Here is a 24,773-nt window from a genome sequence, read left to right as displayed (position 1 = left end):
TAAATATTACTTTTTAATTTGATCAACTTTCAATATTGGCTTTGCTTTCTCATTAAGAGTTGATACCATAACTTCTTCCTTATCCTTATAAATTTCTAATATTGTTCCAGTGTTACCTAAGTAATCACCATCAATAATATCAACAACATCTCCAACTTTTAATTTTTCTAACTTTTCAGAAGCTTTAACTACTGTAGTTTTAACCATTTTCATGATTCTTTCAACTTCTTCATCAGACATAGGTATAGGATCTGAACCAACACCAACAAACCCTGTAACACCATTGGTATTACGTACTGCATACCATGCTTCACTATCAACATGATAATTTAATGAGTTTTCTGTTTCTTCTAATGTTGTCTTCATTTCTACCATTACATAACTTGGAAATAGTTTTCTATAAGTAATAACTCTTTTACCTCTTTTTTCTTCTTCGACTTCTTCTTCTGGGACAAAAATTCTAAAAACTCTATCCAACATATCCAGAGATTTCACTCTATTTTTCAAATCGTCTCTAACTTTTTTTTCATAACCAGAATATGTATGAATTAAATACCATTTATTTTCGCATTTCATTCATCTCACCTCTATTTAATTAAACTTCTTAATAATGTTGTTGCATTCTTTATAATCAAATTAAATGCAAAGTCAAACATTATTATCATAATAGCAATAAATGCAGTAATTAATAGAACGATTATAGTAACTTGAACTACTTCTGAAGCACTTGCCCATGTTACCTTCTTATACTCATCTACTATTCTAGTTAGAAGATTCTTTTTCTTTTCATCTTTCATATTATACTCCATAAAATAAAATGGCAGGCCAGATAGGACTCGAACCTACAACACTCGGTTTTGGAGACCGATGCTCTACCAATTGAACTACTGGCCTAACTACTACTTAACTTCTCTGTATAGAGTGTATTTCTTTAAAACTGGATTATACTTTCTTAATTCCAATCTTTCAGGATGTGTCTTTTTGTTTTTAGTTGTCACATAGTGTCTCAACTTTGTTTCTGTGCATTCCAAAATTACTTGTACTCTCATTTTTATTCCTCCCAATCAAATTATTTGTATTGGTAATACAGACGTTGTATAAATTCAACAAACTATAATAACACATAATAATGAGGTTTGTCAAGCGTTGACTATGTCTATTTTAAGGCTATACTATATATTATAGGAAGAAGTGAGGGATTTTATGGAATTAAATTTATTAAACCAATATCTTTTAGTGTCTACATTTGAAAAGTTAAGACACTGTAAAAATTTTGAAAATTTTGATGTTCAAGTTAAAAAAGCTTATTTAAATCAAAAAATCAAAGATGTCTCCCTAGGTTTTTACAGTTATTCAGATGCTTTTATTGCAGTAATAAATGAAGCTAATGATGAAAAAAAGCGTGAATTAATAGAAAAAATTCTAGCAACAACTGATGAATATATATTAAAGGATATGAAAACTCATCCATCTATTGCAGAATACATAATGATATTTTTTAATTATCTATACTTTGATTTATACTTTGGTACTGAAAAATTAACTAATCCTAAAAAAATAAAGTCATTTATCAGAAATGAAAAAACACAAGAATTTAAAGACTTTAAAACTAATATTATTCGTTCACTTGGTGAAGATTCAGATGTTAGCATAAAAATTAACAAAATATATGACATCGTTACTAACCTAAATTACAAAGACATAATAGAATTTAAAAATCAAGTTGATGAAATATCACACAAGATTAATTGCTTATTCGGTCTACTAATGGATTTAGATGCTATTCCATTCTTATTCATATTTAAGTGTGTATATCTACCATATAAGGCACTAATATATAGAACCACTGGCGATAAAGAAAGTAAAGAATCTCAAGACTTTAATTTCCTATCACAAAAAACAAAATTAAGTCTAACAACATATTCTAATCTATACAATACATTAAAAAATATTAAAATAAAGGAAACTGATTTTAGCTATCTACATCTTAATTACAAGACTACAATTGATAATATTGCAGATCTTTCACTACTAATGTGTGACGTTGTAATCAACGCATCAGATGCTAAATTAACAAATGAAGAAAAGCAAGTTATCTATTTATTCTATAAGGATGTAGAACTATTAATCTGGGAATATATTGCATTAATTGAATATTTAATATAAGTCAAGGCTAAATGCCTTGACTTTTAAACTCTCAATAATCTTCTTCTGGTATAATAACAGCCATAACAACATATAAAAATAACGTCACACCAAAAAATAAAAATATTAATCTTACTATCACTGGATCTATATCTAGGTATTCTGCTATACCTCCACAGACTCCAAATATCATTCTATTTTTTCTACTTCTTGTTAATCTTTTTCTCATACTGGTTCTCCTTAAGATTTATTGAGAATATTATACATCACACCTTGAAAAATATCAATATTTACTTGCATATATTTCATATTGTATTTTTCTGTTAAATGTTCTATACTACACTAAAGAAAGGAGGATTTATGCTCAAATTAATTGCAAGATATACAAAACAGTATAAATTTTTTGCTATTCTAGCTCCCATTTTCGTAACTCTAGAAAGCTTCCTTGAAATGCTAATACCTTTGTATATGTCAAAGCTAGTAGATAATGGACTTAATAAACCTATTATCATAAAACTTTTAATTTGTACACTTTTATCCCTTATACTCGGTATTTCATCAAGCATTTCTGCTATTAAAGCTTCGTGTGGTTTTGCATCTAATCTTCGATTTGAATTATTCCAAAAGATTCAAAAATTACCGTCATATACAATAGATGAACTTGGAACACATAGTATTATTACAAGACTTACAAAAGATATACAAAAAGCAAAAAACACATATCAATCATTAATTAGATACACCTTACGTTGTCCAATAATGGCACTTTTGTCATTTATAATGATCTTTAAAATATCTAAAAAAATATCCATAATTTTCTTTATTATGGTTCCTTTATTAATCGTTTTAATACTTTTAGCGATAAAGCTATTACTAAATCAACTATACATACTATTTAAATTATCAGATGATTTAAATCAAAATATTGATGAAAATTTAAAAGGTATTAAAGTAATAAAGACGTACAATACTGAGAAAAAAGAAATAAAGAAATTTAATACGATAAGTAAAAAAATTACTAAAACTTTGCAATTCTTGGATACAACACTAAGTTCATTTTATCCACTTTTAACATTGCTAGGTTATGGTTGCAATATTTTAATGATAATAATAGCAAGTAAAATGATAATAAATAAAGAAATAACTATAGGACTATTCCTAAGTATCTTGACATATTCAGGACAAATATTAGGTAACCTATTTGAATGTGGATATATAATATCAGACTTTGCAATGTCTAAAATATCTATTGTAAGAATATTTGAAATATTAGAAAAAGAAAATGAAGTAGACAGTGGTAATATAACAAGCTTAGACAATTTTGACATAGAATTTAAAAATGTTAATTTTGATTATCCTACAACCCATGATGTTTTAAAAAATGTTTCATTTAAACTAAAACAAGGTGAAAGTCTTGGAATAATAGGAGCTACAGGAAGTGGTAAAACTAGTCTTGTTAACCTACTAGTTCGTCTATACAATACAACTAGTGGTAGTATAACTATAGGAAATAAAAATATTTTGGATATAAACCTTAACTATTTACGTGATATAGTAAGTATAGTATCGCAAAATAACACTCTATTTAAAGGTAATATATATAGTAATATGAAACTAGCAAATAGTGATTTAGATGATGAAAAAATTCTAGAAGCAATAAAAGGTGTTAGAGCTCAAAACTTTATAAGCTCACTTGACCAAACGGTCGAACAATACGGTTCTAACTTTTCAGGTGGTCAAAAACAAAGACTATACATCGCTAGAAGTCTTTTAAAATATAGCCCTATACTAATTCTAGATGATTCTACTAGTGCAATAGATACGAAAACAGACCGTGATATAAAGAACTTCTTAAAAGGTAAAAACTGTACAAAAATTATCATAAGTCAAAAAATATCTTCTGTTTTAACTTGTGATAAGGTTATGGTATTAGATAATGGTATGATACAAAATATTGATACTAATGAAAATCTTCTGCATAATAATGAAATATATAAGGAATTTTACAATATACAAAAAGGAGGTAATTTTGATGAAGAATAGTAAAGCTCTTAAACGAATGATACATATGGTCTTCAAAAAAAGCCCATTGAAATTTTTTACAATAATTATCTCTATACTAATTTTTAAAATTTGTAGTACTTATTCAACAAAACTAATACAAGTTATTATCGATAAAGTTTTAATTCCTAAAAGATTAGATCTTTTACCTAAATATATTGCAATTTTAGGTTTGATTTACCTAATATCTGTTTGCTTTGAAGAACTTAATATCATACTAGCAGTACCACTTTCACAAGATGTTATGTACGGTATTAGGAAAAAAGCTTTTGAAAAACTACAAAATTTACCCATTGTATTCTTTGACACACATGAACATGGAGATATTATGAGTAAGTTTACAAACGATATAGACTCCATGAACACTTTCTTGGAATTTTCTATGTTCAATATTTTTAGTGGTATAGTCGAAATGATTGCTCTATTAGCTATTATGATATATATTTCATATAAGCTTGCAATCGTTGTAATATTCTTTAGTGCCCTATCGTATTTAATAATATATTTATTCTCAAAATACAGCATTAAATCTTATGACACAAACCAAAAAAATATTGGATCTATAAACGGTTACATTGAAGAAAGCGTTAATGGTCAAAATATTGTAAAACTATTTAACTATGAAAAAAGAAATAATTCAATATTTAAGCGTTTAAATAATGCATGGTTAAAAAGTATAGTAAGTGCAAACATATATTCAAATACTATCTTCCCCGTTATAGGGGCAATAAACTTCTTACAATATGCATGTATAGCAATTGTTGGAACTGTATTCCATACTTCAATAGGTACAATAGGAAGTTTTTTACTATTAAGTAGACTAATTGCTATGCCCCTATTTATCTTTTCTTTTGAAGTTGGTATGGTTAATTCAGCACTTGCTGGAGCTAAAAGAGTCTTTGAACTTATGGACCTAGACAATGAAATTGATGAAGGTAAGGTATACTTAAAAGATGGATACTGGATATTAGAGAATAATGAAAAGGTAAAATGTGTGGGAAACATTGAGTTTATTAACGTTGACTTTTCATATAACAAAGATAAAAAAATATTGAAAAATATAAATATGTATGCAAAATATGGTCAAAAAATAGCTATCGTTGGTCCAACAGGTAGTGGTAAAACCACAATAACTAACCTTATTAACCGATTCTATGAAATTGATAGTGGAACTATTACTTTTGATGGTATTGATATTAGAAGGATTAATAAGTCTGATTTAAGAAAAAATATAACTGTTGTTTTACAGGATAGTATACTCTTTTCTGGAACAATCTTAGATAATATTAGATACTCAGATGAAACTATTTCAAAAGAAGAGGTCATAGAAGTAGCAAAACAAATAGGTGCTCATCATTTTATCTCTCAACTTGAAAAAGGTTATGATACATACATATCTGGTAATACTGATACACTCTCTCAAGGACAAAAACAATTATTATGCCTTGTACGTGCAAAATTACGTAATACGCCTGTTTTAATACTTGATGAAGCAACATCTAATATCGATACAAGAACTGAAAAAATTGTACAAGATGGTATGGATAAATTGATGCATGGAAAAACTGTATTTGTCATAGCACACAGACTATCAACAATAATAGATTCAGATGTTATCATGGTACTTGAAAATGGTGAAATAATAGAACGTGGTACACACACACAATTACTTGCAAAGAATAATGTGTACGCTAATTTATATAATGGATAATAGAGAAATAGAAGTAACAAAAAGTATGTTAAATAATGAAGAATATGAAGATGAAATTTTTTGTGGATATTTTGAAGAAGAATGTAGATACTTTCGGGGAACACTTATTTACATTTGATAAAAAGAAAATATACAATTTATTTGCAGATTATCCACAAAATATGTCTAAGGAAGAAGTTGAAATTTTTAGTAAAGAAAATCCATATTGGCGTGAATTCTTTAGATTTGGCAAGTGAATTATGCATTTTTTTTATGAAGAAACGACCATACAAGAGTAGAAATACTCCTGTGTGGTCTTTTTCTTATACCTAATTATATCAAGTACCAAAAATGACACCCTGATTCTTAGTAGTTCTGTTGCCACCACTGAAACGAGATATAGGGGGCATAATCCTATCTATATCCGTACCTGTCGTTTTAATTTCACCATCACAAAAGGCATTTTCAATAAACTTCCTTGTTTCAGCCTCTTTCAGACACATAATTATGTCATTCAGTCATAACATCCTCAACATCATTGATACCAGAAAAATGCTTTCTTACTACAAAGTTCTGGACTGGCATCAATAGCCTTTTTGATTGTAACAAGCACTTCTTTATCTTTGCAATGACTGTCATGATACTTCTTAACAAGCATAAGAATATAGTCGATATTGATTTCTATCTGCTTAATAAGTTCAACTGTAATCTTGTAAATCACGTTCAGAAACCATCTCTTTACCTTCAAATTCAACAAATGCACACAATAGATTTCTCATGCGTAGAATCGCACCAAATAACGAGATGAAGTCCTTATGGTGTAGTTATACCAACAACAAACATAGAATTATCATCATGAAATTTAGACTTCCAAGCTTTATTTTTGTAAGCTTTACATAAATACATAAATAAAATCATACGATTAAAATATAACTTGCTAATAGTATGATACTCATCTTTAATATAGCCATTTCTTAATTTTTCTAATTCATAAATATCTTCAAACTTTAATTCCATATCTAATTCCTTTCTACAACAAAAAAGCAACCTTTTGCAGTTGCCCTAATCTAATATTTCTATTTTTTCTATTTCTGATTGTAATACTAATATTTTATCTAATTCTAAACTATTTTCTTCTTCTTCTGATTCGGCATCTAAATACTCTATAACATAAACATTTTTTAATTTTTCACCATTTTTATAGTCTATATTAACATACTTTCCATCTGCCTTAATCATTTCTTCTCTTGAAATCATTTTAATTTTCCTTTTGCAGTTGCTCTAATCTAATATTTCTATTGATTTTACTTCATGTATTTTAATAACCATATTTAGCTAATACTTTTTTTAATTCTTCATCTAATTTTTTAAAATGTTTAGTTTTATTCCAATATTCTGTATATTCCGTTACTTCTCTAATATCATCTACAAAATATTCTTCATCATAACTTAAATTTTTTGATGGATAATTTGAATCTATCTCCATATAAAACTTAAAATATTCATCGCATGTTTTGTTTGGATTAGATAAATGTTTTTTTATTTTATTTATATAATCTATAAATTTCATTTTTTCTTCCACCTTCCTCTTCTAATCATTCCTTGGCTTCTATCTTTATCATCTTTAACTACCGTAAGTACTTCTGTATTTTCTTCGTTAGTAATAACCCTTACTAAGTCATAATACCTAACGTTTTTATTAGTATTAGTCTTTTTATCATATTCAATATAATTAATAGGTTTGTTATAAGTTTCTATAATTTCTTTCTTTGTTATTTCTTTTAAACCAATCCTATTTGTAGCACTTGAGGCTCCGTGCCAAGTTAATTCTATTCCTTCTTTTTTAAATTCATCATAACATTTTATAACTTTTTTCTTATATTTTTTGCTCCAATCTTTCCGTTTAATTGTCTTTATAGTTTCATATTCCCTTTTAAATGTGTCATACTGATTACTATTTTTCATTATAGACATCAAATCATCTATTGTTTTAGGCATTCTTTTATTTAGATATTTTTTATAAAATGTGTAAGACTTTGTTGCTTTATATCTAGTTTTCAATACTTCATATTCTTTACCATTATTATACTTCATATCTACAAATTTATCAAATGAATTAGGCACTTTTACTTGACATTCTAATACTAGATTAAGTAACATCTAATATCGATACAAGAACTGAAAAAATTGTACAAGATGGTATGGATAAATTGATGCATGGAAAAACTGTATTTGTCATAGCACACAGACTATCAACAATAATAGATTCAGATGTTATCATGGTACTTGAAAATGGTGAAATAATAGAACGTGGTACACACTCACAATTACTTGCAAAGAATAATGTTTATGCTAATTTATATAATGGATAAGAAAGAATCTATTTTAGAATCGCACGAAAGAAAAAGAAGAATATAAAACAATGTGGGTTGATAATATAGATAGTATTGGGGAATACTTATTTACATTTAATAAAAAATAGCATCTGCTCTTATTTATAAGGGTTAGATGCTATTTTTAATATTCTTAAAAAAAATTTAATTTATCTGATGCACTCCATTCATGTTTTCCAAAATAAATTTATAAATAATTCTTCCAACATTTATTTTTCATAAAATTAGAAATTATAGATAAATTCTGGCACTTCTTTTTCAGGAATAACTAAAATGCCACCTCCTATGATTTATATATTTTATCATAAAAGATAGCATTTTTACTATTTTTTAAATTACAGACTTTTTGAGACACTCTCTTTTACTCCTTTGGGGAACATTTTTAATAAATTTGTACTATTTTGTTCCCCAAATTTTAATCCTAAATAAAGTGGTTTTTCTTCATAAACCTCTTTTAATGTCATACCTACATACACCTTTATTGGATTTATTCTATCAGCATATATACCTATTAAATATAGCTTAACACTTTCTTTAATTTTGCTTTTTTAGGATATTTTTCAAATAAACTTTTTTCTAATTGAGATCTTTTTTCATAACCATCCTTAAAGTTATTTAAATACTCCATAGTGTTAGCTATATTTTCGTAATCGCTCATAAATTTTGACTTCTTTACAAGCTCTATAATTTCAGCACATATCTTAGAATATAACTTGTCTTCATAATTTTCTATCATATAGTTGTAAATATACTCAAATTCAAATACATCACTTAGTTTTTGCTTCAAAATTTTTTCATACATTTTTTCGTGATATAGAATTCTTACATATGCTTCTGTTTTTAAATGATATTCTAGTATATTTTTTTTAAAAACACTTAATTTATCTTTAGATATTTTTTGACAAATTATTTCATAGTCCTCGTATAATATTTTTCTTGTATTATCAAAATTTAATAGTACATTATTGTAATATTTATCAAAGTATTTATCAATATTTCTAGTTATTTTTATTATATATTCTATAAAATACGAATTGTCTTCAAATGTTTTTATAGCTTTTTCACAATATTCTATAACTTTCACATAATTTTCTTTTCTTTTTTCCATTTCTATTATATATTTATAGCTCATTTCTTTATTATCATATCTATTTGCTAGCTCTGATAACTTTTCATCATATTTGTACTTACTATATATCTCAAAAAGCATTTCAAGAAACAGATCTTCTTCTATATTGATATTTTTTAGTAGTATGTCTATAACTTCTTTTCTACAATTAGTAAAAGTTTTTTCTAAATATATATAGAATAAAAAGACTATTGGATTTTTAGAATAAATATTTTGTATTTTATTATATAACTTATTCAATATTTTTACTTGTAAATTATGTTTTCTATATTTTAAACTCATTTTAAGTAAACGCATTATTTTATCTGTAATTAACATCAAACTATTTATATTATATTTTTTTACATATGATGCAAGTTCTACAAAAGAAAATATTAAAATATTCTCTGCTAAATTATTAAAGTCATTATAAATGCATTCTTCAATATCATCTAAAAATTCCATAAGCTTAACTTCAGACTCATTAGAGTCACATATTTTCAATATATTTTCTACTATCCACTTGCTTTCTTCAAGATCATATTTACTTATCATCTTACCTTTTGAGTTATACTCATAAATACTTGCAACCATATGTTTACAATTTTTCCCACCAAGTGCGTAAGGGCAATTACAAGTAGTTTTCCTATGATATGTATCAATTACAACTTCATATTCTTTTGTCCCAATCACTATAAATTTCAATATTTCATCTTTTTCTTCAAGAAATTCAACTTTCCTCATTAAATAGTATCTATATCCTCTGTCTAAAATCTTTTTCTCAAATCTATCTTTCCACATTAACTTTATCTCCATTAACTAAATTACAAACCTAAATGATATGTTTTTTCCACATAATTTTCTTCTGTTTCATATTTATTCTTTTACATTATATTTTGATATTCCTATCAATTTCAGTATAATTTTTTACAATCTTATTCATTATACATTTAATTAAAAATTAGAGGAAAATGACCACATTTTTTTAAAACAAAAAAAGCTATAACTATAATAAATATTAGAATATATGTTATTTATATCCTTAAAAACTGTCAAACTAAAAAATATATATTATTTTAAATAAAAATAAAGTACGTAAATTATTTTCTATAATTTACACACTCTATTATACACTTCAATAATTTTAGAAAAAGTTACTTTATATATATCCTAAAATCTGTGTGATATTCTAATGCAAATTTACTCCAACTATTAAAAATATTATCTTTTGCTTTTTCTAACAACTCTACACTTTAAAATCTATCATTAGTAATTTTAATGATTTTACCCTTTAAATATTTATTATTTTCAATGTAATATTCATTTATATCATATTTATTATAACTATTTATAATAATGTCCCCTATTCATAAATTACACTACTCTATCTACAATAGTAGAAATTAAAATATGCTTCCAAACAAGATACCTAATATTCAAAATACATATATCTACAATAGTAGAAATTAAAATGTGCTTCCAAATTTCACCATTGCTAGCATTAGTTTCCCATCTACAATAGTAGAAATTAAAATATGCTTCCAAATGATGGTAAGTATAAAGATATGATACTAATCTACAATAGTAGAAATTAAAATGTGCTTCCAAATATTACAATTGTTGCATTATTTATTCCAATCTACAATAGTAGAAATTAAAATATGCTTTCAAATCTGTGCAACTACGATTAATATGTTCTAATCTACAATAGTAGAAATTAAAATATGCTTTCAAATCGATTAACGCACGATTAATTCTTCTTCATCTACAATAGTAGAAATTAAAATATGCTTTCAAACTACCAGACAATAACACAACGGATATAATCTACAATAGTAGAAATTAAAAGATGCTTTCAAATATATATACCAACATGTGAAAACAACTATCTACAATAGTAGAAATTAAAAGATGCTTTCAAATTTGAATGTGAGCAAGCAACATTTCTTATCTACAATAGTAGAAATTAAAAGATGCTTTCAAATATTATCCAAACTATGTAGATTATATCGATCTACAATAGTAGAAATTAAAAGATGCTTTCAAATATATATACCAACATGTGAAAACAACTATCTACAATAGTAGAAATTAAAAGATGCTTTCAAATAATTAACTTTTGTAAAAGAATTAAAGGATCTACAATAGTAGAAATTAAAAGATGCTTTCAAATATTATTTAATCTGTTGTACCACCCTTGATCTACAATAGTAGAAATTAAAAGATGCTTTCAAATCCTCTAATGTGATCCATCAATAATTACTTGGCTTACAAGACACATATTTGCAAACCTATTTTTTTTACATTTGAGAGATTTGATTTTTTCGCATTTTAAAAATATTAACACCTTGATTTACAATTTTGAAAGCACTAATATATTATAGCACATATCAGACAAAAAGTATTGATTTTTCATCATTTTCTGCATATCCATATCTAAAAATTTTACAATTTTTAGATAAATTAAATATGTAAACCGAATCTGACTGGTCAAACATTTTCTTATATTTATTATTTATTTCTAAAATTATATTATTTAAAACTGACTGTGCATTATCAATTTCAAACACAGAATACTGAATTCTGTGTCCAAATTTACCTAAAAATTTTGAAAATACCCTTCTTTTTTTATCATTTGATATATCATAACTTATTATAACCATACTTTTATTTCCTAATTATATATTTGGTATATTCTTCTATACTTTTTTCTCTCATAAATGCTCTATAAAAACTTTGTATAAAATAGAATATATATTCTTTTTCTTGATCTAGTAATTTATAAAATACTTTAATATATTTTTTATTACATTCAAACTTTAAAATATATTTATTATCAATTTTTTTAAAATCTTTTTTACTAAACTGCTTTAAATGTATAGATTTTTTTATTTGTAAATCAATTAACGGTCTAAATGGCTCAATTAAATCACATATTAGTGATTTTCGCATATAAAATTGTCTATGTAAAAACCCAAAATAAGTATCAAATCCATAAATCGATACAATTGAATCTATAAAATTAAATAGTACTGTATATCCTATATCTAATATACTATTAATATAATCAGCTTTAATTCTGGGCATTCTTTTTGAAAAATCTAAATCCTCAAATAAATACTTAAAATATATTTTAGAAACACTTCCTTCATATCCCATAATAATATTTATTTTACTTAATTCTATTTCATTATTTTTTATATACAATTCAGATAACTTCATAAGTATTTTATCCATATTCTTTATATCTTTTTTCATTTCATCTGATTTTTTTCTAAAACTTTTTAATATACTAATTTGATTTTCAATTTTATTAATTATTAACATCTTGCCTATATCTATCTTATCATACAAATATTGCTTATTCTTTAATTGAGTATTAACTTCTATACCGAAAGAAATAATTGAATATATTTTGAATGTAATTGTCATTAAAACTATATGAAATCCAAACTTTTTAGTTGCTTTAATTAATGGTGTGGTTAATGTTGTATCCCCTATAATGTATATACAAAATATATTATAGCAACTACATTGAACTTTAACTTTTAAGTCTTTATCTTTTATAACAATATTAGAATTTAAAATACTTATTTTATCTCCTTCAGTTGAAAAAACAAAAATAGTTTTTTTTGAATTAAATATTGGAAAGCTTATCATAAAAGACTCCTATCACACGAAAATGAATATATACATTTTTCACATTTACTCTTATTATTCGGAGAATATTTTTCCATTTCAAATAAATTTATATTATTTACAATCTCTTCAAATTTAGAAAACATTTTAACATCATCTTTAGGTAGTTTAATGTCATATTTCTTATTATCACTTATTGAATATATTTGAAGTTTTTCAACTTTGTAACCCATTTCAATCATGCAAAAATATTGTGCATATAATTGAAAAATATATCCATCATAAATTTCTGAAACTTTATTTTTTCTTTCAATCAATATCATTTTACTTTTATCATAAATATCAATTTTCCCAGTCAAGTTATACTTTTCTGAATACACATCTAATGATGTTATTACATCCTTTCTTGTAGAATATGTATTAGTATCTATTGTTTTATGAGCAAATTTACCATTAATTTGATAATCCATTTGATACATTATAGTGTCCATATCTCCATATAAATTATGGAAATATATGGAGATAGGGCAAAAAATATAATCATTTAAATTGGATATTTTTATTGTATTTTCCATTTTTTTATCTTCCTTGAATAAAGTTTAACCAATCTTCATTACTTAAAAATACAAATTTTTCTTTTTTGTTTAAATTATCAATCATTAATTTACCTTTTAGTGCAATATTATATGCACCATTTAAATCGGCATCTTTCGGAGTTAGCTCATTAATTTCTTGTGTCATAAAGAATTTTCCATCTTTATTTAATACTGGAGATATAATATAATCAACATCTTTATTTTCATTTCTCATTTTATTTGCTAATTCAAATATATAATAAACTTTTTTATGTAGTTTATTTTTTAATATATCTTGTTTTAGATTATCAATATTTAAATAATCAATACCACATTTACTTAAAATATCTTTCATTTCTTGAGTTATGTTTAATGTAATATATTTCCTATCTTTATATATTATTCTTTCACCATTAGTATATATTCTCCATTCTTTCTTTAAAACATTTTTTACTGTCAAATTAAAACTACTATTTGATAAATTAATATCAAAATAGAACATATCTTTTTCTTTATCATAAGATATTTTATCAATAGCTTTTACTATAGATTCTTCGTTATTATTTGATTTTTTTATAATATTCGCATAACCTGTAGTAGGATCTATTTTAGAAGTATATGCTGGATTAGTATAAATTATTATACCTTGTTGAGATGCAACTTTAGTAATATTTTTCAATTCTGGTGTTAATTGAAATGCATTTCTAAGTCCTCCCTTTTCATTTTTATCATAATTTTTAAATATTAAGAATTGCAATTTTTCAATTAAAGCTCTTTCAAATTTTTGATATATTTGTTTATCAACTTTTTTTCTTGAATTTTTAAAGCCATTATTTAAATCTTCTAATATTATGACGGCATTGTACTCAATAGCGAGCTTTACTATTTCATGAACTACTGCTGATAAATACCCTGATTTCAAATCCTTTATTTTTCCAATTTCACTCCAATTTTTCTTAGCATTATCTCTTTCTTTAGATTTTATTTCTAATTTTTCATTATAATCGACATTATATTTATCTGATGACTGAATAATATTCATTTCTTTTTGTAGTATAATTTCTCCATTTTGATTTATTATACAAAGACTTATTAAATTTCTTTCACCCCTATCTATACCTATCACATTATATTCATTACAATCCTTTATTTCATCTATAACATTTTTATTAATATTTTTATTAGTATTTTTATTTGATACTTTTTTATTTAAAGTTATTGGTAGATAAAATAAAAATTTATTTTCAAAATATCTTTTATCCTTTACTATTTCATGAGTAGCTACTTTTATTTCAAGATTTTTTATATTATTTTCTTCTAGTAATTTTGAATAATCTTCATTATTTTTTACTTTTTCAGAAATTTCTTCATATACACTATCTGGTATAGTTTTTATTATGCCATCATCTAAATATGTTTTATTTACTAATTTTTCTCCTTTATTGTGAACTATTTTAGGTTTAGATGAAGCTATTCTATAAAAGACTTCCGTATTTCCATTTAATTTAAAAACTGGTTTTTTTAAATTTTCATCTGTAAATAATTCTTCAAAATACATAGTATGTAAATTTTTATTCCCTGTACTGTACGCAGAAAAATCTTTATTATATATTTGGAATAGATATAGATTTTTTTCTTTAACAAGTTTTTTTATTTTATCTTCATCTATATTTATAAATTCTAAAAAGTAAGCTTTTTCCTCTGCATCAGAATAAAATTCCTCTAAATTTTCATACAAATTACTTTCTTTTAACTTTAAAATTTCTTTCTTTGCCTTCTCAAATGATTTATATTTAAGTAAAAATTCTTTACAAAAATCTATCCATTTTACTAAAGATTCTTTTTTAAACTTATCTCCTTTTATATGTTCATTATTTCCATACAACTTTCTTATTTCTGGTGTTATTTCTAAAGGTTCATTGAATTTTTTGCTATCATTTAAAATAACACTTTCATCTTCTGGAGCATTTTTTACATTTTTTACGGTAATACTGCATTTAGGTATCATTTTACTTAATGAATTTTGTGCATAATAATCCATTTTATAAAATCCTGTATCTACACTTGACAAATAGTCATTTTCTTTTATTTTAGTTCCATGTTTTAAAATACCTAAATAATATATCCATCTCTCATTATTTCTCTTTCTAAACAAAATAATACTACAATCTTTTTCTTTATTTTTATGCCATCCATTTCCAAGTTGATAGTTAGAAAAATTTAATTTCATCTTGTTTTCTATAACTTCTTTTTTTGTAACAAAATTTCTTACTTTATTTAAAACTTTATATGAACTTTCAAAAATTTCAAAATTTTTATTTAATATATTATAGAATTCATTATTTTTTTCAATTTCATCAGTATTAAATTCTTTTATAAGTTTACACAATTCATTTATTGATTCTAACATTTCTTTTATTTTAGAAACTTTTTCTGCATTATTTTTAAATTCTATTTTATTATCAATATTTCTATATTTTTCTATAGTTATTTTTACATTTTCTATGACATTACATATATTTTCTCTTATGTAATCTATAATAAGTTCTTTATGTTCTTTTGTTAAATTTTCAAAAATAAAGCTTAAATTAAAACTTTTAACTTTTGGTTTGTTTATATTTTCTAAATCTGGAATTAATTCATTAATTTCTTTCTTACTTAATATACCTTTTTCATTCATAGACTGTTTAATCATCATATTAATTGAATTATAATCCCCAAATTTTCTATTACTAATCTCGTTTAATTTCTTGTTTGATATATATATACCTTCAAAATTTTCTAAACTAATTTTTAAGAATTCTTCTTTTAATCCTTCAATATCATTCATAATAATACTATCTATAAAATTATCAATTGTTTTTATTACAGATTCAGGTGTTAATAATATTTCATCAACAAATGATTTTGTATCTTCTTCAGTCAAAATTTGCTTGTATAAAGAATTGAATACATTCAGTTTAGATTTATATTTTTGATTTACTTCATTTATTAATAGATTAATTTAACATATATTTTTAAATACTGATATTTATTGGTTTTTCTTTTTGTTTATTTTAGAACTTTTTAGAACTTTTTAGCAGTTCTTTGATTTTATAGAACTTTAATAGAACTTTTTTAAGTCTTCTAACCTAGTAAAATCAAGGCTAAAAAAATAAAATAAAATATTTTCATAAAAACGCTTGACATTTTATAATTTATGTTGTATCATATGATTATAAAAGATGAGGAGGAAAAATATATGACTAAAAAACAAGTATTAAAAGAAATTGAAAATGATGGACTAAGTCTAAAATATGTAAGTGACAAATTAAGAGATGATAAAGAGGTTGTACTAAGAGCAGTTGAAATTGATGGAAGCAATTTAGAATATGTAAGCGAAAGATTAAGAGATGATGAAGAAGTTATATTAGAAGCGGAAAATTACGAAGACGCACTAAAATACGCAAGTAAAAGATTACGTAGTAATAAAGACTTCATGTTGAAAACACTTAAAGTTATTGATAATGTCCTTGAGTATGCAAGTGATGAATTAAAAGATGACAAAGATTTTGTTCTATTAGCAATTGAAAATTATAATATTATAAGTGAAGCAAGTGATAGATTGAAAGATGACAAAGATGTAGTCTTATTAGCAACTAAAAAGAATGTTTGGCAACTAACATATGTTAGTAATAGATTAAAAGATAATAAAGATTTTGCTTTAGAATTAGTTAAAACAAATGGTAATGCACTAGAATACTTGAACAAGAAACTTCAAAATGATAAAGATGTAGTTTCAAAAGCTATAAAACATTGTGGGGGTGCATTGAATTATGCTAGTAAAGATTTGCAAGATGATGAAGAAATAGCTTTAAAAGCAGTAAGCGAAAATGAATTTGCATTAAGATATGTTAGTGAAAGATTATATAACAATAAAGAATTTGTTTTAAAAGCGATTAAAAGCAATCCGTTAGTATTAAGATATGCAAACCGTCAAATGAAAAGTGACAAAGACATTCTACTAGAAGCGATAAAACATGATGTATTATTAATGCAATATGCAAGTTCTAAATTATGTGACAATGAAGAATTTATGTTACAAGCAATGAAGATAAACGATTTTGCTTTAAATTATGTCAGTGATAGATTGAAAAAAGTTTTGAATAAATAAAATTAGGAGGAAAACACATGAAATACACTAAAGAAGAATTAAAGGATTTAGATTATTTGAAAGATGAAAAAGACGAAAACTATTTAAGATTTGTAAAACAATACATACAAAATCTTAAACTAGGCGAAATGGACTTACATGACGATTTTGATTTTGATTGTATGTTTTATATAATTACAACAAAAGGTAAAGAATATAAATACTTTCTAACTACTGAAATTAAATTATTGCAAGATGACTTGGATGAAGATACAGTACAAGATATTTATAAGGAATGTGAAATAGATGAAAACTATATGTATGACTTAGATAAGCTAAGTATTAAAGAATTAGAACCATTATGGTATCGTTCAATTGATAAATCAGATTGTGACTTAGATATGTGTGACCTAGGTGATAAATATATTAAAATTGATGATTATACAACTTATATAAGTTCTGATAGATTAGAAGATTTAGTTGACTGCTATGATATATATAAGGTATATAAAGATAAAATCAATGAAGAATATATTAAGGCATTATAATTATAAGATTAAGATAAAATAAAAAAGCCTATAGAGTAAAATCTATAGGCTGAGCATTGATTCACCTTTAAGCTCGTTTTTTATTTTATCACAAAGAAATAAATGAATTAGGAGGTGAAGAATGAAAAAAGGAAGTAAAAGGACTTGGGATATTTGGAAGAATTTAAGTCCAGATGAAAAGCTATCTAAGTCAATAACTATTAGGGTTACGGCTAATGAATTAAAATTAATAGAAGATATTAGAAACAATTTAGGGGTTAAGAACAGAGAAATCTTACTAGCAGGAATTAAAGAAATGGAAAAGAAAATATAATAAATAAAAAAAGTAGCACTCTTTACTTAAAGAAAGTATCGAGTGCTTTTATTATATTGCTAATTTTGATAAAAATAAACTTTCTATCTTATCAAAATGTATTTCTATTGTTCTTATTATATCTAATTTTTCATCAAATGTTAAAGATTGTTTTGCCATATCCTCAAAAATAGGAAATATAATTTCGTTAATTTCATCTAAAATGCCATTAATCCTTTCGACTTCTTTTTTTATCTCTTGATAACTTGCTTTTTTGCTTAATAATTCCAAGGTTCTATTACTTGAACTGTCTGCATAATTCTTAAGTTCCAACTTAATTTTTTCAAGATTTTGTTTAATATGATTGTTCAAAACATATTTAACTATTATCCATTTGTATTCCAAAATTACATACCTACCCCTTAATTTGATTAATAGGTTTAAATCTTCATCTCTACAATATCCATTAACTAAGAAGTTGTTTATTTTATTTAATGTTTCTAATATTTCTTTGTTTGTTTCATTACTATTTTCCAAAACACCAGCAAAATACTTATATGCTAGGAATATCACTAATCCACATATAACAACTGCTATGCCTTTATTTTCTATGATTGTAATTGTTGCTTCTGGTGTCAATCTGTGTTCTCCTTTCCTTTTTTTTGAGTATAAAAAAAAGTTAATCCCTAAGGATTAACCAAAAGATAGTTTTTAAAAAAATATAAGACCTGAAAGCGTATCTACAATAGTAGAAATTATAAAAAATGAGGTCTTCTTATCTTTTACACTATAATTATAGCATACTTTTATAATTTGTCAAAAATTTTTTTAAAAATATTTGCTAAATCCTAGTCTTGCACTAATTGATGTATTTTCAACTTTAAATCCTGTGTTAGTTATACCTAAGTCACCATACATCATTGTCTTTGAATAATCCCTTTGAATATTCTTGATTAACTCATTAGAATAAAAAGGGGTAACTACTCCCCCTTCTTACCAACTTCATCTAATGACTTCTTTTGTGCTTCTGCTACCTTCATAGTTGTTACTGCTTTCTCAACTGCCTTGTCTAAGACTTTTTCTTTAACTGTTTGTCCTAGTTTAGCCTCAATTAAATCTTTGGCTCTTTGGTTTTTAGACTCTCCACTATCTCCATTAAGTAGTTTTTCAACAAACACCACGACTTCTAATGCTACATCATCTAACTCAGTTGGTGTTTTTTTAACTAATTCCCTTAACTTAGGTAGTAATGCTCCAAATATTGCTCCTAAAACTGTAAAAATAATTCCAAATACTGTTCCCTTGTTCATAATACTACATCTCCTTTATATATTTAATTTTGTTATTTAATCTATTAATCCAACCTTGCAAAAATACCTTTTGACTTGGGTTGTTGTATACTATTGCTTCATAGAATAATTTTTGAATCCTATGATATTCATTTAAAAAATCATTAACATTAACTGAATTTAAGCTATTAAGTGTATCTCTACCTATAATTCCATCTATATCGACCTTATATCCTAAATTGCATAATGTTAGTTGGGCTTTCTTGATTGCCCACACACCACTATTAACTAGCCAGTCGAATATTGATAATGCTACCTTATCACTTGCTACTTTATCTAGCTTATTCTTAAGGTAAAATTCTTTATAATATATTTCTTTAGCTTGTTCTTTAGTTAGACTTGCTACCTTATATCCATAATATGCATTAGCTACATTTTCGGTTATTCCATATTTAGTAGCTCCACCTCTATCATTTGGGTTGTTAGAATATCTACCCTCAACCATTAAAATATAATTAAAAATGTTATCAAAAGGGTCTTTCTTGTTATCAAGTGGTACTAATTTGTACTTCTTGCCATTTATTTCGATTATCCAGTCCATTATTACCTCCTTTTTTTGTTTTCACACGATTAATGCACGATTAATCCTTTTATTTATTGAGTTCTAAAATATATTTAGCACGATTAACGCACGATTAGTGTAAAATTAACGTATAATTAATTTTTAATAAAAAAAGGTATAAACTATCGCCTATACCTTGAAACTTTCAACCTCGCTTATTCTGTGAAGTCATTTTCTTAAACACATCATAAACATCTTGTGGTGTTAGCATATAATATCGTTTTGGTTGAAAAATGTTATACCTCAAGTCTAACAATTCACTTATCCATTCACTACAAGTGTATTTTGTTTTATCTTGCTTTCTTCTATTGAAGATATTAGATAGAATTATAGCTTTCCAATCGTATTTTGCACCTTGTGTCTGTTCAAAGAAGTCATTAACTATCCATTCTAGCCTATCATCAATTTTTAAGTCTATACTATCCCATTTTTCAGGGGATAAATCATATCTTTTAATTCTCACTTGTTGTTCATCTGATATACCTAGTAAGTATCTATCGTTCACATACAATTCGCAATGTGAGTAATTAGAATTAGTCCACCATTTAATAAGTCTACTCCACCACCTATAATTACTTTTGTAGAATACAATTTTAATTTTTGTTATCTTCATTGTTGCTTGCCCATTCCTTTTCTACATTAAATTCCATTAATTCTTTTTCGTCTGTTATATTTTCAACCTTTTCTCTTAGCTTGCTTGCTATTCTCATTGCTCTTGTAGTTTGTTGTTGCATTATATATGCTAACTTCATCATCTCTTGAATTGTTAGTGTTACATAATGTTCTTTGCCTTTATCATCATACATCTTCCAATCCTTAAACTCCGTTTGTTGTGTTGCATTAAGTAATGATATAACCTTAAGCAAGCTTGTTTGGTCTTGTAATTCTCTGTTAGGTTGCATATATCCCTTAAATTCAAACTCTTTCTCTTTCTCCATCTGCTCTTTTCTGTGAATTTCATTTTCAATTTTATTCAAAAGTTCAGTTTTCTTAAATACAATTTGGTTATTTTCTATAACGTGGTAAGGGTCTAAATCTACTGTCTTTATTTCTCCATCTTTAAATAATTCATTATATCCTAGCTTGTACAATCCATCATTATACAATTCTAGCTTTGTTTTCTCTCTTAATTGTCCTGTGTCTTTATCTACAACAGGATTATCATAGTGTACATTAGTTATTACTACAGGTGTTTTGTCTTTTTCATTTGAATATGAATTGATTATAACATCGTCTGGCACTTCATCATACACTGAACTTAGCAATTTGTCTTTTCTATATACATATTTCATGTGTGTTCTCTCCTTTCTTTAATTATTAATACTTATTTCTAATCTCTTTTTAGTATTTCTTCTAAAACTTTGTCCTTATTGACTAACCCTTTTGGAAAAGGCATATAATTAGGAATATATGTTGAACTAAACCCACAATTATCTGCATAAGTATGGAGTGTGACTTCATTACTTGTTAGATATCTACATTTACTGTGTAGTTCTATAAATGGTCTAGGGTTTTGGAATTCGCCATAATATTTATCCCTAAATAAAATGTATATTTGATATAATGTATATCCACCACCCCACTTAAAAAGTCTTCCAACAGGAGAATTTGAATGTGTATAAGCACTACTGTTGCTTGCATTTAAAAGCTCCTCAAATTCATAAGACCATCGGCTTATTTCATTTTCTACTCTACATTCATTTTCACTACCGTCATTATTCACGGTGCATTTTCTTACTTCCCTTGTTCCACTGAATAAATCAATATCTTCTGTTTGGTCAGTCATAAATGTCACTACCTTACCGTTGCAGAATTTAAACTCTATTTTATTTTCGTATACTGTAGCATGATTAATTCTTAATAATATATAATCAAAGGTATCACTAACTATGATAGGAGGTTCGTAATTTTCTGCATTTTTTTTTTAAATTCTTCCCACTTTAAGCCACCTTCTCCTAATATTAATTTTTCGCAGTAATACGATGTTGGGAGTGATGTGCTACCATCTCTTATTACTTTATAAAAGTAGAACTGGTTTCCATCGTCATACACTAATATATCATCTCTTTTTATGCTTATGCTATCCTTCCCATTTAAAATCTTAATATTCTTGTCTTGCCCTAGTATTGCCTTTATGCTCTTGGCTAGTAAGCCTAATTCTATCTTTTTACTCATGTTCTTTTCTCCTTTTCTTTATAATATTTTTATGGTCTATCATCGTCATCTGTGTCTGGTTCTTTTATCTCTTCATATATATGGAACGGCAATAAGCGAAGTGAAACATACTTTAATATTGGAAAATCAACTAAATCATCTGAAAATCTCCGAATTAACGCACCCATTTTATCAAAGAAATCTTTTAATTCTCCTTTTTCATTTCCATAATTTTCAAATTTCCCTCGTGCTCCAATTGTATCGACTAAATTCCAGAACCATTCACACAATACTTTTCCATATTCAGTATTGATTCCAATGTCTTGGTTGCTAAACGCTGATATTATTCTATCTTCCATCTTTTCTATAACAGGATATTTCACTCTAGCAAATTCATCAGTTTTTTTCCACCAATCTATCGAATTAAATAATAAATTTATACTTGACCATTCAGAAACTTTAGCTAATAAAAATGTTGTTTCATATGCTGTGCTATATGTGTTAAAATTAAGTTCAAATCTTTTTCTATCATCACGAACTTCTACATCTAAATAAGCAATTTTACTACCATTATTTTTTAATAAAGTTATATTACTTTTTTTATCTCCGACAAATTTCAATTTAGCACCTATTATATTATCATCAGTATTTAAATTTTGAAATTCGACACTTTCCAGTATTCCCACAGAATACTTTCTTCCTTTGTAATTTAAAGGTAAAGATTTTATTATTCCATCTTTAATTTCGTCTAGTAGTTTTTCTTTTAAAGTTTTTTCTTTTGGTTTATCCGTAGAACTCATACCCCCCCCCGATGGATTTTCAGGGTCAGGCTCTGGCTCTGGTTCTGGTACAGGTGGTGTTGGTATATCCTGTGGGCTTGGGTGTAGTTCTGGGTGTTCTGTTCTCAACCTTAAGTATATGTTATTCTCGCTTTTCTCACTATTTTCATCTATACTTACATAATCAAGACCACCTGCCAATTCATATTTTGCTAATTCTGTAAATTTTGTTGGGTCAAACTTATATTGAAATGGACTATTTTGTGTAGGTACTACTTCTTCTATTGTTTTGTTTATTTTGCCATCTTCACTTGTTACATGCCATCTTACAGTCACTTGCTTTAGTTTTAAGTATATGACTTTATCTACATTTTTTACTTCTTCATCTGCTCTTTTTATTGTTTCAGTTTGTGGGTGATAATTTGCAAATTCAGAATAATTAGAACTATTAAACACATAATCTAATTTATTTTTATCTAGGTTATCTGCTACTATTTTCTTTTCTTTTCCACAATATTTTACTGTAATGTTAACACTCCATTTTACTGGTGTTGTATCTTTGAAGTTAGGTGTTATTAGTGCTTGTTTTAAGTTCTCAACTGTTGCTACTTGCACTTGTTCACTTATTGTACTTAACCTTATAAGTCCTAGCTTGTCTTCTGTTGCTTCTCCACCTTGTATAACTAGATTGAATTGGTCAATCTTACCTTCTAGGTTCTTGGTATAATCATCTAAAGTTTCAGTTCTTTTATTTATTTCATTATCCTTATTTCCTATGAACCTTGTTATTTGTTCTTCTTTTTGACTAATATAGTTTGATACTTCGTTAGTTTTACTTTGGATAAAGTTTGCTACTTCATTCTGCCTAGCTTGCACGAACTCATCAACAAGGTGTTGCTTGTTACTTATGAATGTTGCAACTTCGTTTTTTCTATCTTTTATAAAGTCTGCAACTTCTGTTTTTCTGTCACTAATAAAGGTTGCTACCTCGTCTTTTCTTGCTTGTATGAACTCATTAACTTCATTTTGTCTAGCTTCTATGAACTCTGTTACTTCTGCTTTCTTATCATCACTAAGTTTGTCATACACCCTATATAATTCATCTTCTAACTGTATCAAGCATTGATTGATATTAGCTAGGTGTTCATCTACAATCCCTGCACCCTTAACGAATGTGCTACGCATTCTGTGAGAATATTGTGGGAAGTGTGAAATCCATTCATTTTCTATCAAGTCACTAAAATTGTATGTTACATCTTCAACAATTATCGGATTATCAATTTTAGGTTTTATCTTCTCTACTTGTGTCAAGTTGTTGAATATATGTCTATTTTCTTCCATTTATA

29 protein-coding genes, 1 tRNA gene and 3 pseudogenes are annotated in these 24,773 nt (G+C 25.7%); 9 read left to right on the top strand and 24 right to left on the bottom strand.

From position 1 onward, the window contains the following. Nucleotides 1-6: 6 nt before the first annotated feature. From nusG to rpmG, 4 genes are all read right to left on the bottom strand, one after another. Nucleotides 7-576, bottom strand: coding sequence for a transcription termination/antitermination protein NusG (gene nusG / locus VC03_RS03055; RefSeq protein WP_046328612.1), 570 nt, complete (start codon nucleotides 574-576; stop codon nucleotides 7-9). A gap of 11 nt (nucleotides 577-587) precedes the next feature. Continuing rightward, nucleotides 588-809, bottom strand: coding sequence for a preprotein translocase subunit SecE (gene secE, locus VC03_RS03050; RefSeq protein WP_392444773.1), 222 nt, complete (start codon nucleotides 807-809; stop codon nucleotides 588-590). A gap of 9 nt (nucleotides 810-818) precedes the next feature. Then, nucleotides 819-894, bottom strand: a tRNA-Trp gene (locus VC03_RS03045). 5 nt (nucleotides 895-899) lie between these two features. Beyond that, nucleotides 900-1,049 (bottom strand): 50S ribosomal protein L33, encoded by a 150-nt coding sequence (gene rpmG / locus VC03_RS03040; protein ID WP_046328610.1) that lies wholly within the window; start codon nucleotides 1,047-1,049, stop codon nucleotides 900-902. Between the two features lie 154 nt (nucleotides 1,050-1,203). On the opposite strand from rpmG, the gene VC03_RS03035 reads away from it, so the two are divergent. Next, the gene (locus VC03_RS03035) at nucleotides 1,204-2,166 is read left to right on the top strand and encodes a hypothetical protein (protein WP_046328609.1); all 963 of its coding nucleotides are present in this window, start codon (nucleotides 1,204-1,206) and stop codon (nucleotides 2,164-2,166) included. A gap of 31 nt (nucleotides 2,167-2,197) precedes the next feature. Here VC03_RS03035 and VC03_RS06565 read toward each other — a convergent pair whose 3' ends face one another. Then, nucleotides 2,198-2,374, bottom strand: a complete 177-nt coding sequence (locus tag VC03_RS06565; RefSeq protein ID WP_052727676.1) for a PspC domain-containing protein — start codon at nucleotides 2,372-2,374, stop codon at nucleotides 2,198-2,200. A 131-nt stretch (nucleotides 2,375-2,505) separates the two neighbouring features. On the opposite strand from VC03_RS06565, the gene VC03_RS03030 reads away from it, so the two are divergent. The 3 genes from VC03_RS03030 to VC03_RS03020 all read left to right on the top strand — a co-directional run bounded on the left by VC03_RS03030 (nucleotide 2,506) and on the right by VC03_RS03020 (nucleotide 6,153). Then, nucleotides 2,506-4,188 carry an ABC transporter ATP-binding protein gene (locus VC03_RS03030; RefSeq protein WP_046328608.1) on the top strand — a complete coding sequence of 561 codons (1,683 nt, stop codon included), beginning with the start codon at nucleotides 2,506-2,508 and terminating at the stop codon, nucleotides 4,186-4,188. Next, nucleotides 4,178-5,917 carry an ABC transporter ATP-binding protein gene (locus VC03_RS03025; protein ID WP_046328607.1) on the top strand — a complete coding sequence of 580 codons (1,740 nt, stop codon included), beginning with the start codon at nucleotides 4,178-4,180 and terminating at the stop codon, nucleotides 5,915-5,917. Before VC03_RS03030 ends, VC03_RS03025 begins: the two co-directional genes overlap by 11 nt. A 62-nt stretch (nucleotides 5,918-5,979) precedes the next feature. Beyond that, on the top strand, nucleotides 5,980-6,153 hold the full coding sequence (locus VC03_RS03020) for a DUF7675 family protein (protein ID WP_420804484.1): 174 nt from the start codon (nucleotides 5,980-5,982) through the stop codon (nucleotides 6,151-6,153). Between the two features lie 278 nt (nucleotides 6,154-6,431). On the opposite strand, the pseudogene VC03_RS06930 reads toward VC03_RS03020, so the two are convergent. From VC03_RS06930 to VC03_RS06815, 5 genes and pseudogenes are all read right to left on the bottom strand, one after another. After that, nucleotides 6,432-6,675, bottom strand: a pseudogene (locus tag VC03_RS06930) (type I restriction endonuclease subunit R, EcoR124 family). 34 nt (nucleotides 6,676-6,709) lie between these two features. Continuing rightward, nucleotides 6,710-6,913, bottom strand: a complete 204-nt coding sequence (locus VC03_RS03010) for a WDGH domain-containing protein (RefSeq protein WP_046329269.1) — start codon at nucleotides 6,911-6,913, stop codon at nucleotides 6,710-6,712. A 45-nt stretch (nucleotides 6,914-6,958) separates the two neighbouring features. Beyond that, entirely contained in the window at nucleotides 6,959-7,153 is a 195-nt protein-coding gene (locus VC03_RS03005; protein WP_046328604.1) for a hypothetical protein, read from the bottom strand. Nucleotides 7,154-7,214: 61 nt separating this feature from the next. Continuing rightward, a complete protein-coding gene (locus VC03_RS03000; RefSeq protein WP_046328603.1) occupies nucleotides 7,215-7,466 on the bottom strand; it encodes a hypothetical protein in 252 nt (83 codons plus the stop codon). Then, nucleotides 7,463-8,056 (bottom strand): hypothetical protein, encoded by a 594-nt coding sequence (locus VC03_RS06815; RefSeq protein WP_052727675.1) that lies wholly within the window; start codon nucleotides 8,054-8,056, stop codon nucleotides 7,463-7,465. Before VC03_RS06815 ends, VC03_RS03000 begins: the two co-directional genes overlap by 4 nt. Here VC03_RS06815 and VC03_RS06675 point away from each other — a divergent pair. Next, a pseudogene (locus VC03_RS06675) lies at nucleotides 8,053-8,268 on the top strand (ABC transporter ATP-binding protein); the annotation flags it as partial. The gene VC03_RS06815 and the pseudogene VC03_RS06675 sit on opposite strands and share 4 nt — an antisense overlap. 38 nt (nucleotides 8,269-8,306) lie before the next feature. Beyond that, nucleotides 8,307-8,378 (top strand): annotated as a pseudogene (locus tag VC03_RS06920) (hypothetical protein); the annotation flags it as partial. Nucleotides 8,379-8,624: 246 nt separating this feature from the next. Here the strand turns inward: VC03_RS06920 and VC03_RS06860 are convergent. From VC03_RS06860 to cas12a, 6 genes are all read right to left on the bottom strand, one after another. After that, nucleotides 8,625-8,753: a hypothetical protein gene (locus tag VC03_RS06860; RefSeq protein ID WP_257719624.1), complete on the bottom strand. Its 129-nt coding sequence runs from the start codon at nucleotides 8,751-8,753 to the stop codon at nucleotides 8,625-8,627. 47 nt (nucleotides 8,754-8,800) lie between these two features. After that, nucleotides 8,801-10,198 carry an SWIM zinc finger family protein gene (locus VC03_RS02990; protein WP_046328602.1) on the bottom strand — a complete coding sequence of 466 codons (1,398 nt, stop codon included), beginning with the start codon at nucleotides 10,196-10,198 and terminating at the stop codon, nucleotides 8,801-8,803. 1,589 nt (nucleotides 10,199-11,787) lie between these two features. Continuing rightward, a complete protein-coding gene (gene cas2 / locus VC03_RS02985) occupies nucleotides 11,788-12,060 on the bottom strand; it encodes a CRISPR-associated endonuclease Cas2 (protein WP_046328601.1) in 273 nt (90 codons plus the stop codon). A gap of 4 nt (nucleotides 12,061-12,064) precedes the next feature. Beyond that, nucleotides 12,065-13,057, bottom strand: coding sequence for a type V CRISPR-associated endonuclease Cas1 (cas1, locus tag VC03_RS02980; protein WP_046328600.1), 993 nt, complete (start codon nucleotides 13,055-13,057; stop codon nucleotides 12,065-12,067). Further along, nucleotides 13,054-13,611, bottom strand: a complete 558-nt coding sequence (cas4, locus tag VC03_RS02975) for a type V CRISPR-associated protein Cas4 (protein ID WP_052727674.1) — start codon at nucleotides 13,609-13,611, stop codon at nucleotides 13,054-13,056. Before cas4 ends, cas1 begins: the two co-directional genes overlap by 4 nt. 4 nt (nucleotides 13,612-13,615) lie before the next feature. Continuing rightward, nucleotides 13,616-16,603: a type V CRISPR-associated protein Cas12a/Cpf1 gene (gene cas12a, locus VC03_RS02970; RefSeq protein WP_257719628.1), complete on the bottom strand. Its 2,988-nt coding sequence runs from the start codon at nucleotides 16,601-16,603 to the stop codon at nucleotides 13,616-13,618. A gap of 249 nt (nucleotides 16,604-16,852) precedes the next feature. On the opposite strand from cas12a, the gene VC03_RS02965 reads away from it, so the two are divergent. The 3 genes from VC03_RS02965 (at nucleotide 16,853) to VC03_RS02955 (ending at nucleotide 18,604) form a co-directional block, all read left to right on the top strand. Further along, a complete protein-coding gene (locus VC03_RS02965) occupies nucleotides 16,853-17,764 on the top strand; it encodes a DUF4116 domain-containing protein (RefSeq protein ID WP_046328598.1) in 912 nt (303 codons plus the stop codon). 17 nt (nucleotides 17,765-17,781) lie between these two features. After that, nucleotides 17,782-18,291: a hypothetical protein gene (locus tag VC03_RS02960; RefSeq protein ID WP_046328597.1), complete on the top strand. Its 510-nt coding sequence runs from the start codon at nucleotides 17,782-17,784 to the stop codon at nucleotides 18,289-18,291. A gap of 121 nt (nucleotides 18,292-18,412) precedes the next feature. Then, entirely contained in the window at nucleotides 18,413-18,604 is a 192-nt protein-coding gene (locus tag VC03_RS02955) for a hypothetical protein (RefSeq protein ID WP_046328596.1), read from the top strand. Between the two features lie 51 nt (nucleotides 18,605-18,655). Here the strand turns inward: VC03_RS02955 and VC03_RS02950 are convergent, their stop codons facing one another. The 8 genes from VC03_RS02950 to VC03_RS02910 all read right to left on the bottom strand — a co-directional run bounded on the left by VC03_RS02950 (nucleotide 18,656) and on the right by VC03_RS02910 (nucleotide 24,768). Continuing rightward, entirely contained in the window at nucleotides 18,656-19,222 is a 567-nt protein-coding gene (locus tag VC03_RS02950) for a hypothetical protein (RefSeq protein WP_046328595.1), read from the bottom strand. Nucleotides 19,223-19,563: 341 nt separating this feature from the next. Continuing rightward, the gene (locus tag VC03_RS02945) at nucleotides 19,564-19,893 is read right to left on the bottom strand and encodes a phage holin, LLH family (RefSeq protein ID WP_046328594.1); all 330 of its coding nucleotides are present in this window, start codon (nucleotides 19,891-19,893) and stop codon (nucleotides 19,564-19,566) included. A gap of 4 nt (nucleotides 19,894-19,897) precedes the next feature. Continuing rightward, nucleotides 19,898-20,473: a glycoside hydrolase family 108 protein gene (locus VC03_RS02940; protein WP_052727673.1), complete on the bottom strand. Its 576-nt coding sequence runs from the start codon at nucleotides 20,471-20,473 to the stop codon at nucleotides 19,898-19,900. Between the two features lie 166 nt (nucleotides 20,474-20,639). Next, nucleotides 20,640-21,107 carry a hypothetical protein gene (locus tag VC03_RS06555; protein WP_052727672.1) on the bottom strand — a complete coding sequence of 156 codons (468 nt, stop codon included), beginning with the start codon at nucleotides 21,105-21,107 and terminating at the stop codon, nucleotides 20,640-20,642. Further along, on the bottom strand, nucleotides 21,088-21,786 hold the full coding sequence (locus VC03_RS02925) for a hypothetical protein (RefSeq protein ID WP_046328593.1): 699 nt from the start codon (nucleotides 21,784-21,786) through the stop codon (nucleotides 21,088-21,090). The genes VC03_RS06555 and VC03_RS02925 overlap by 20 nt, the downstream gene beginning before the upstream one ends. Nucleotides 21,787-21,824: 38 nt before the next feature. Continuing rightward, the gene (locus VC03_RS02920; protein ID WP_046328592.1) at nucleotides 21,825-22,280 is read right to left on the bottom strand and encodes a hypothetical protein; all 456 of its coding nucleotides are present in this window, start codon (nucleotides 22,278-22,280) and stop codon (nucleotides 21,825-21,827) included. Between the two features lie 101 nt (nucleotides 22,281-22,381). Continuing rightward, entirely contained in the window at nucleotides 22,382-22,669 is a 288-nt protein-coding gene (locus tag VC03_RS02915) for a hypothetical protein (RefSeq protein ID WP_046328591.1), read from the bottom strand. A 29-nt stretch (nucleotides 22,670-22,698) separates the two neighbouring features. Further along, a complete protein-coding gene (locus VC03_RS02910) occupies nucleotides 22,699-24,768 on the bottom strand; it encodes a hypothetical protein (RefSeq protein WP_046328590.1) in 2,070 nt (689 codons plus the stop codon). Nucleotides 24,769-24,773: the final 5 nt, after the last annotated feature.

Source organism: Sneathia vaginalis (assembly GCF_000973085.1).
GTDB lineage: Bacteria > Fusobacteriota > Fusobacteriia > Fusobacteriales > Leptotrichiaceae > Sneathia > Sneathia vaginalis.
Note: the sequence above shows the minus strand (reverse complement) of the source record. Positions and strands in the feature narration are given on the sequence as shown.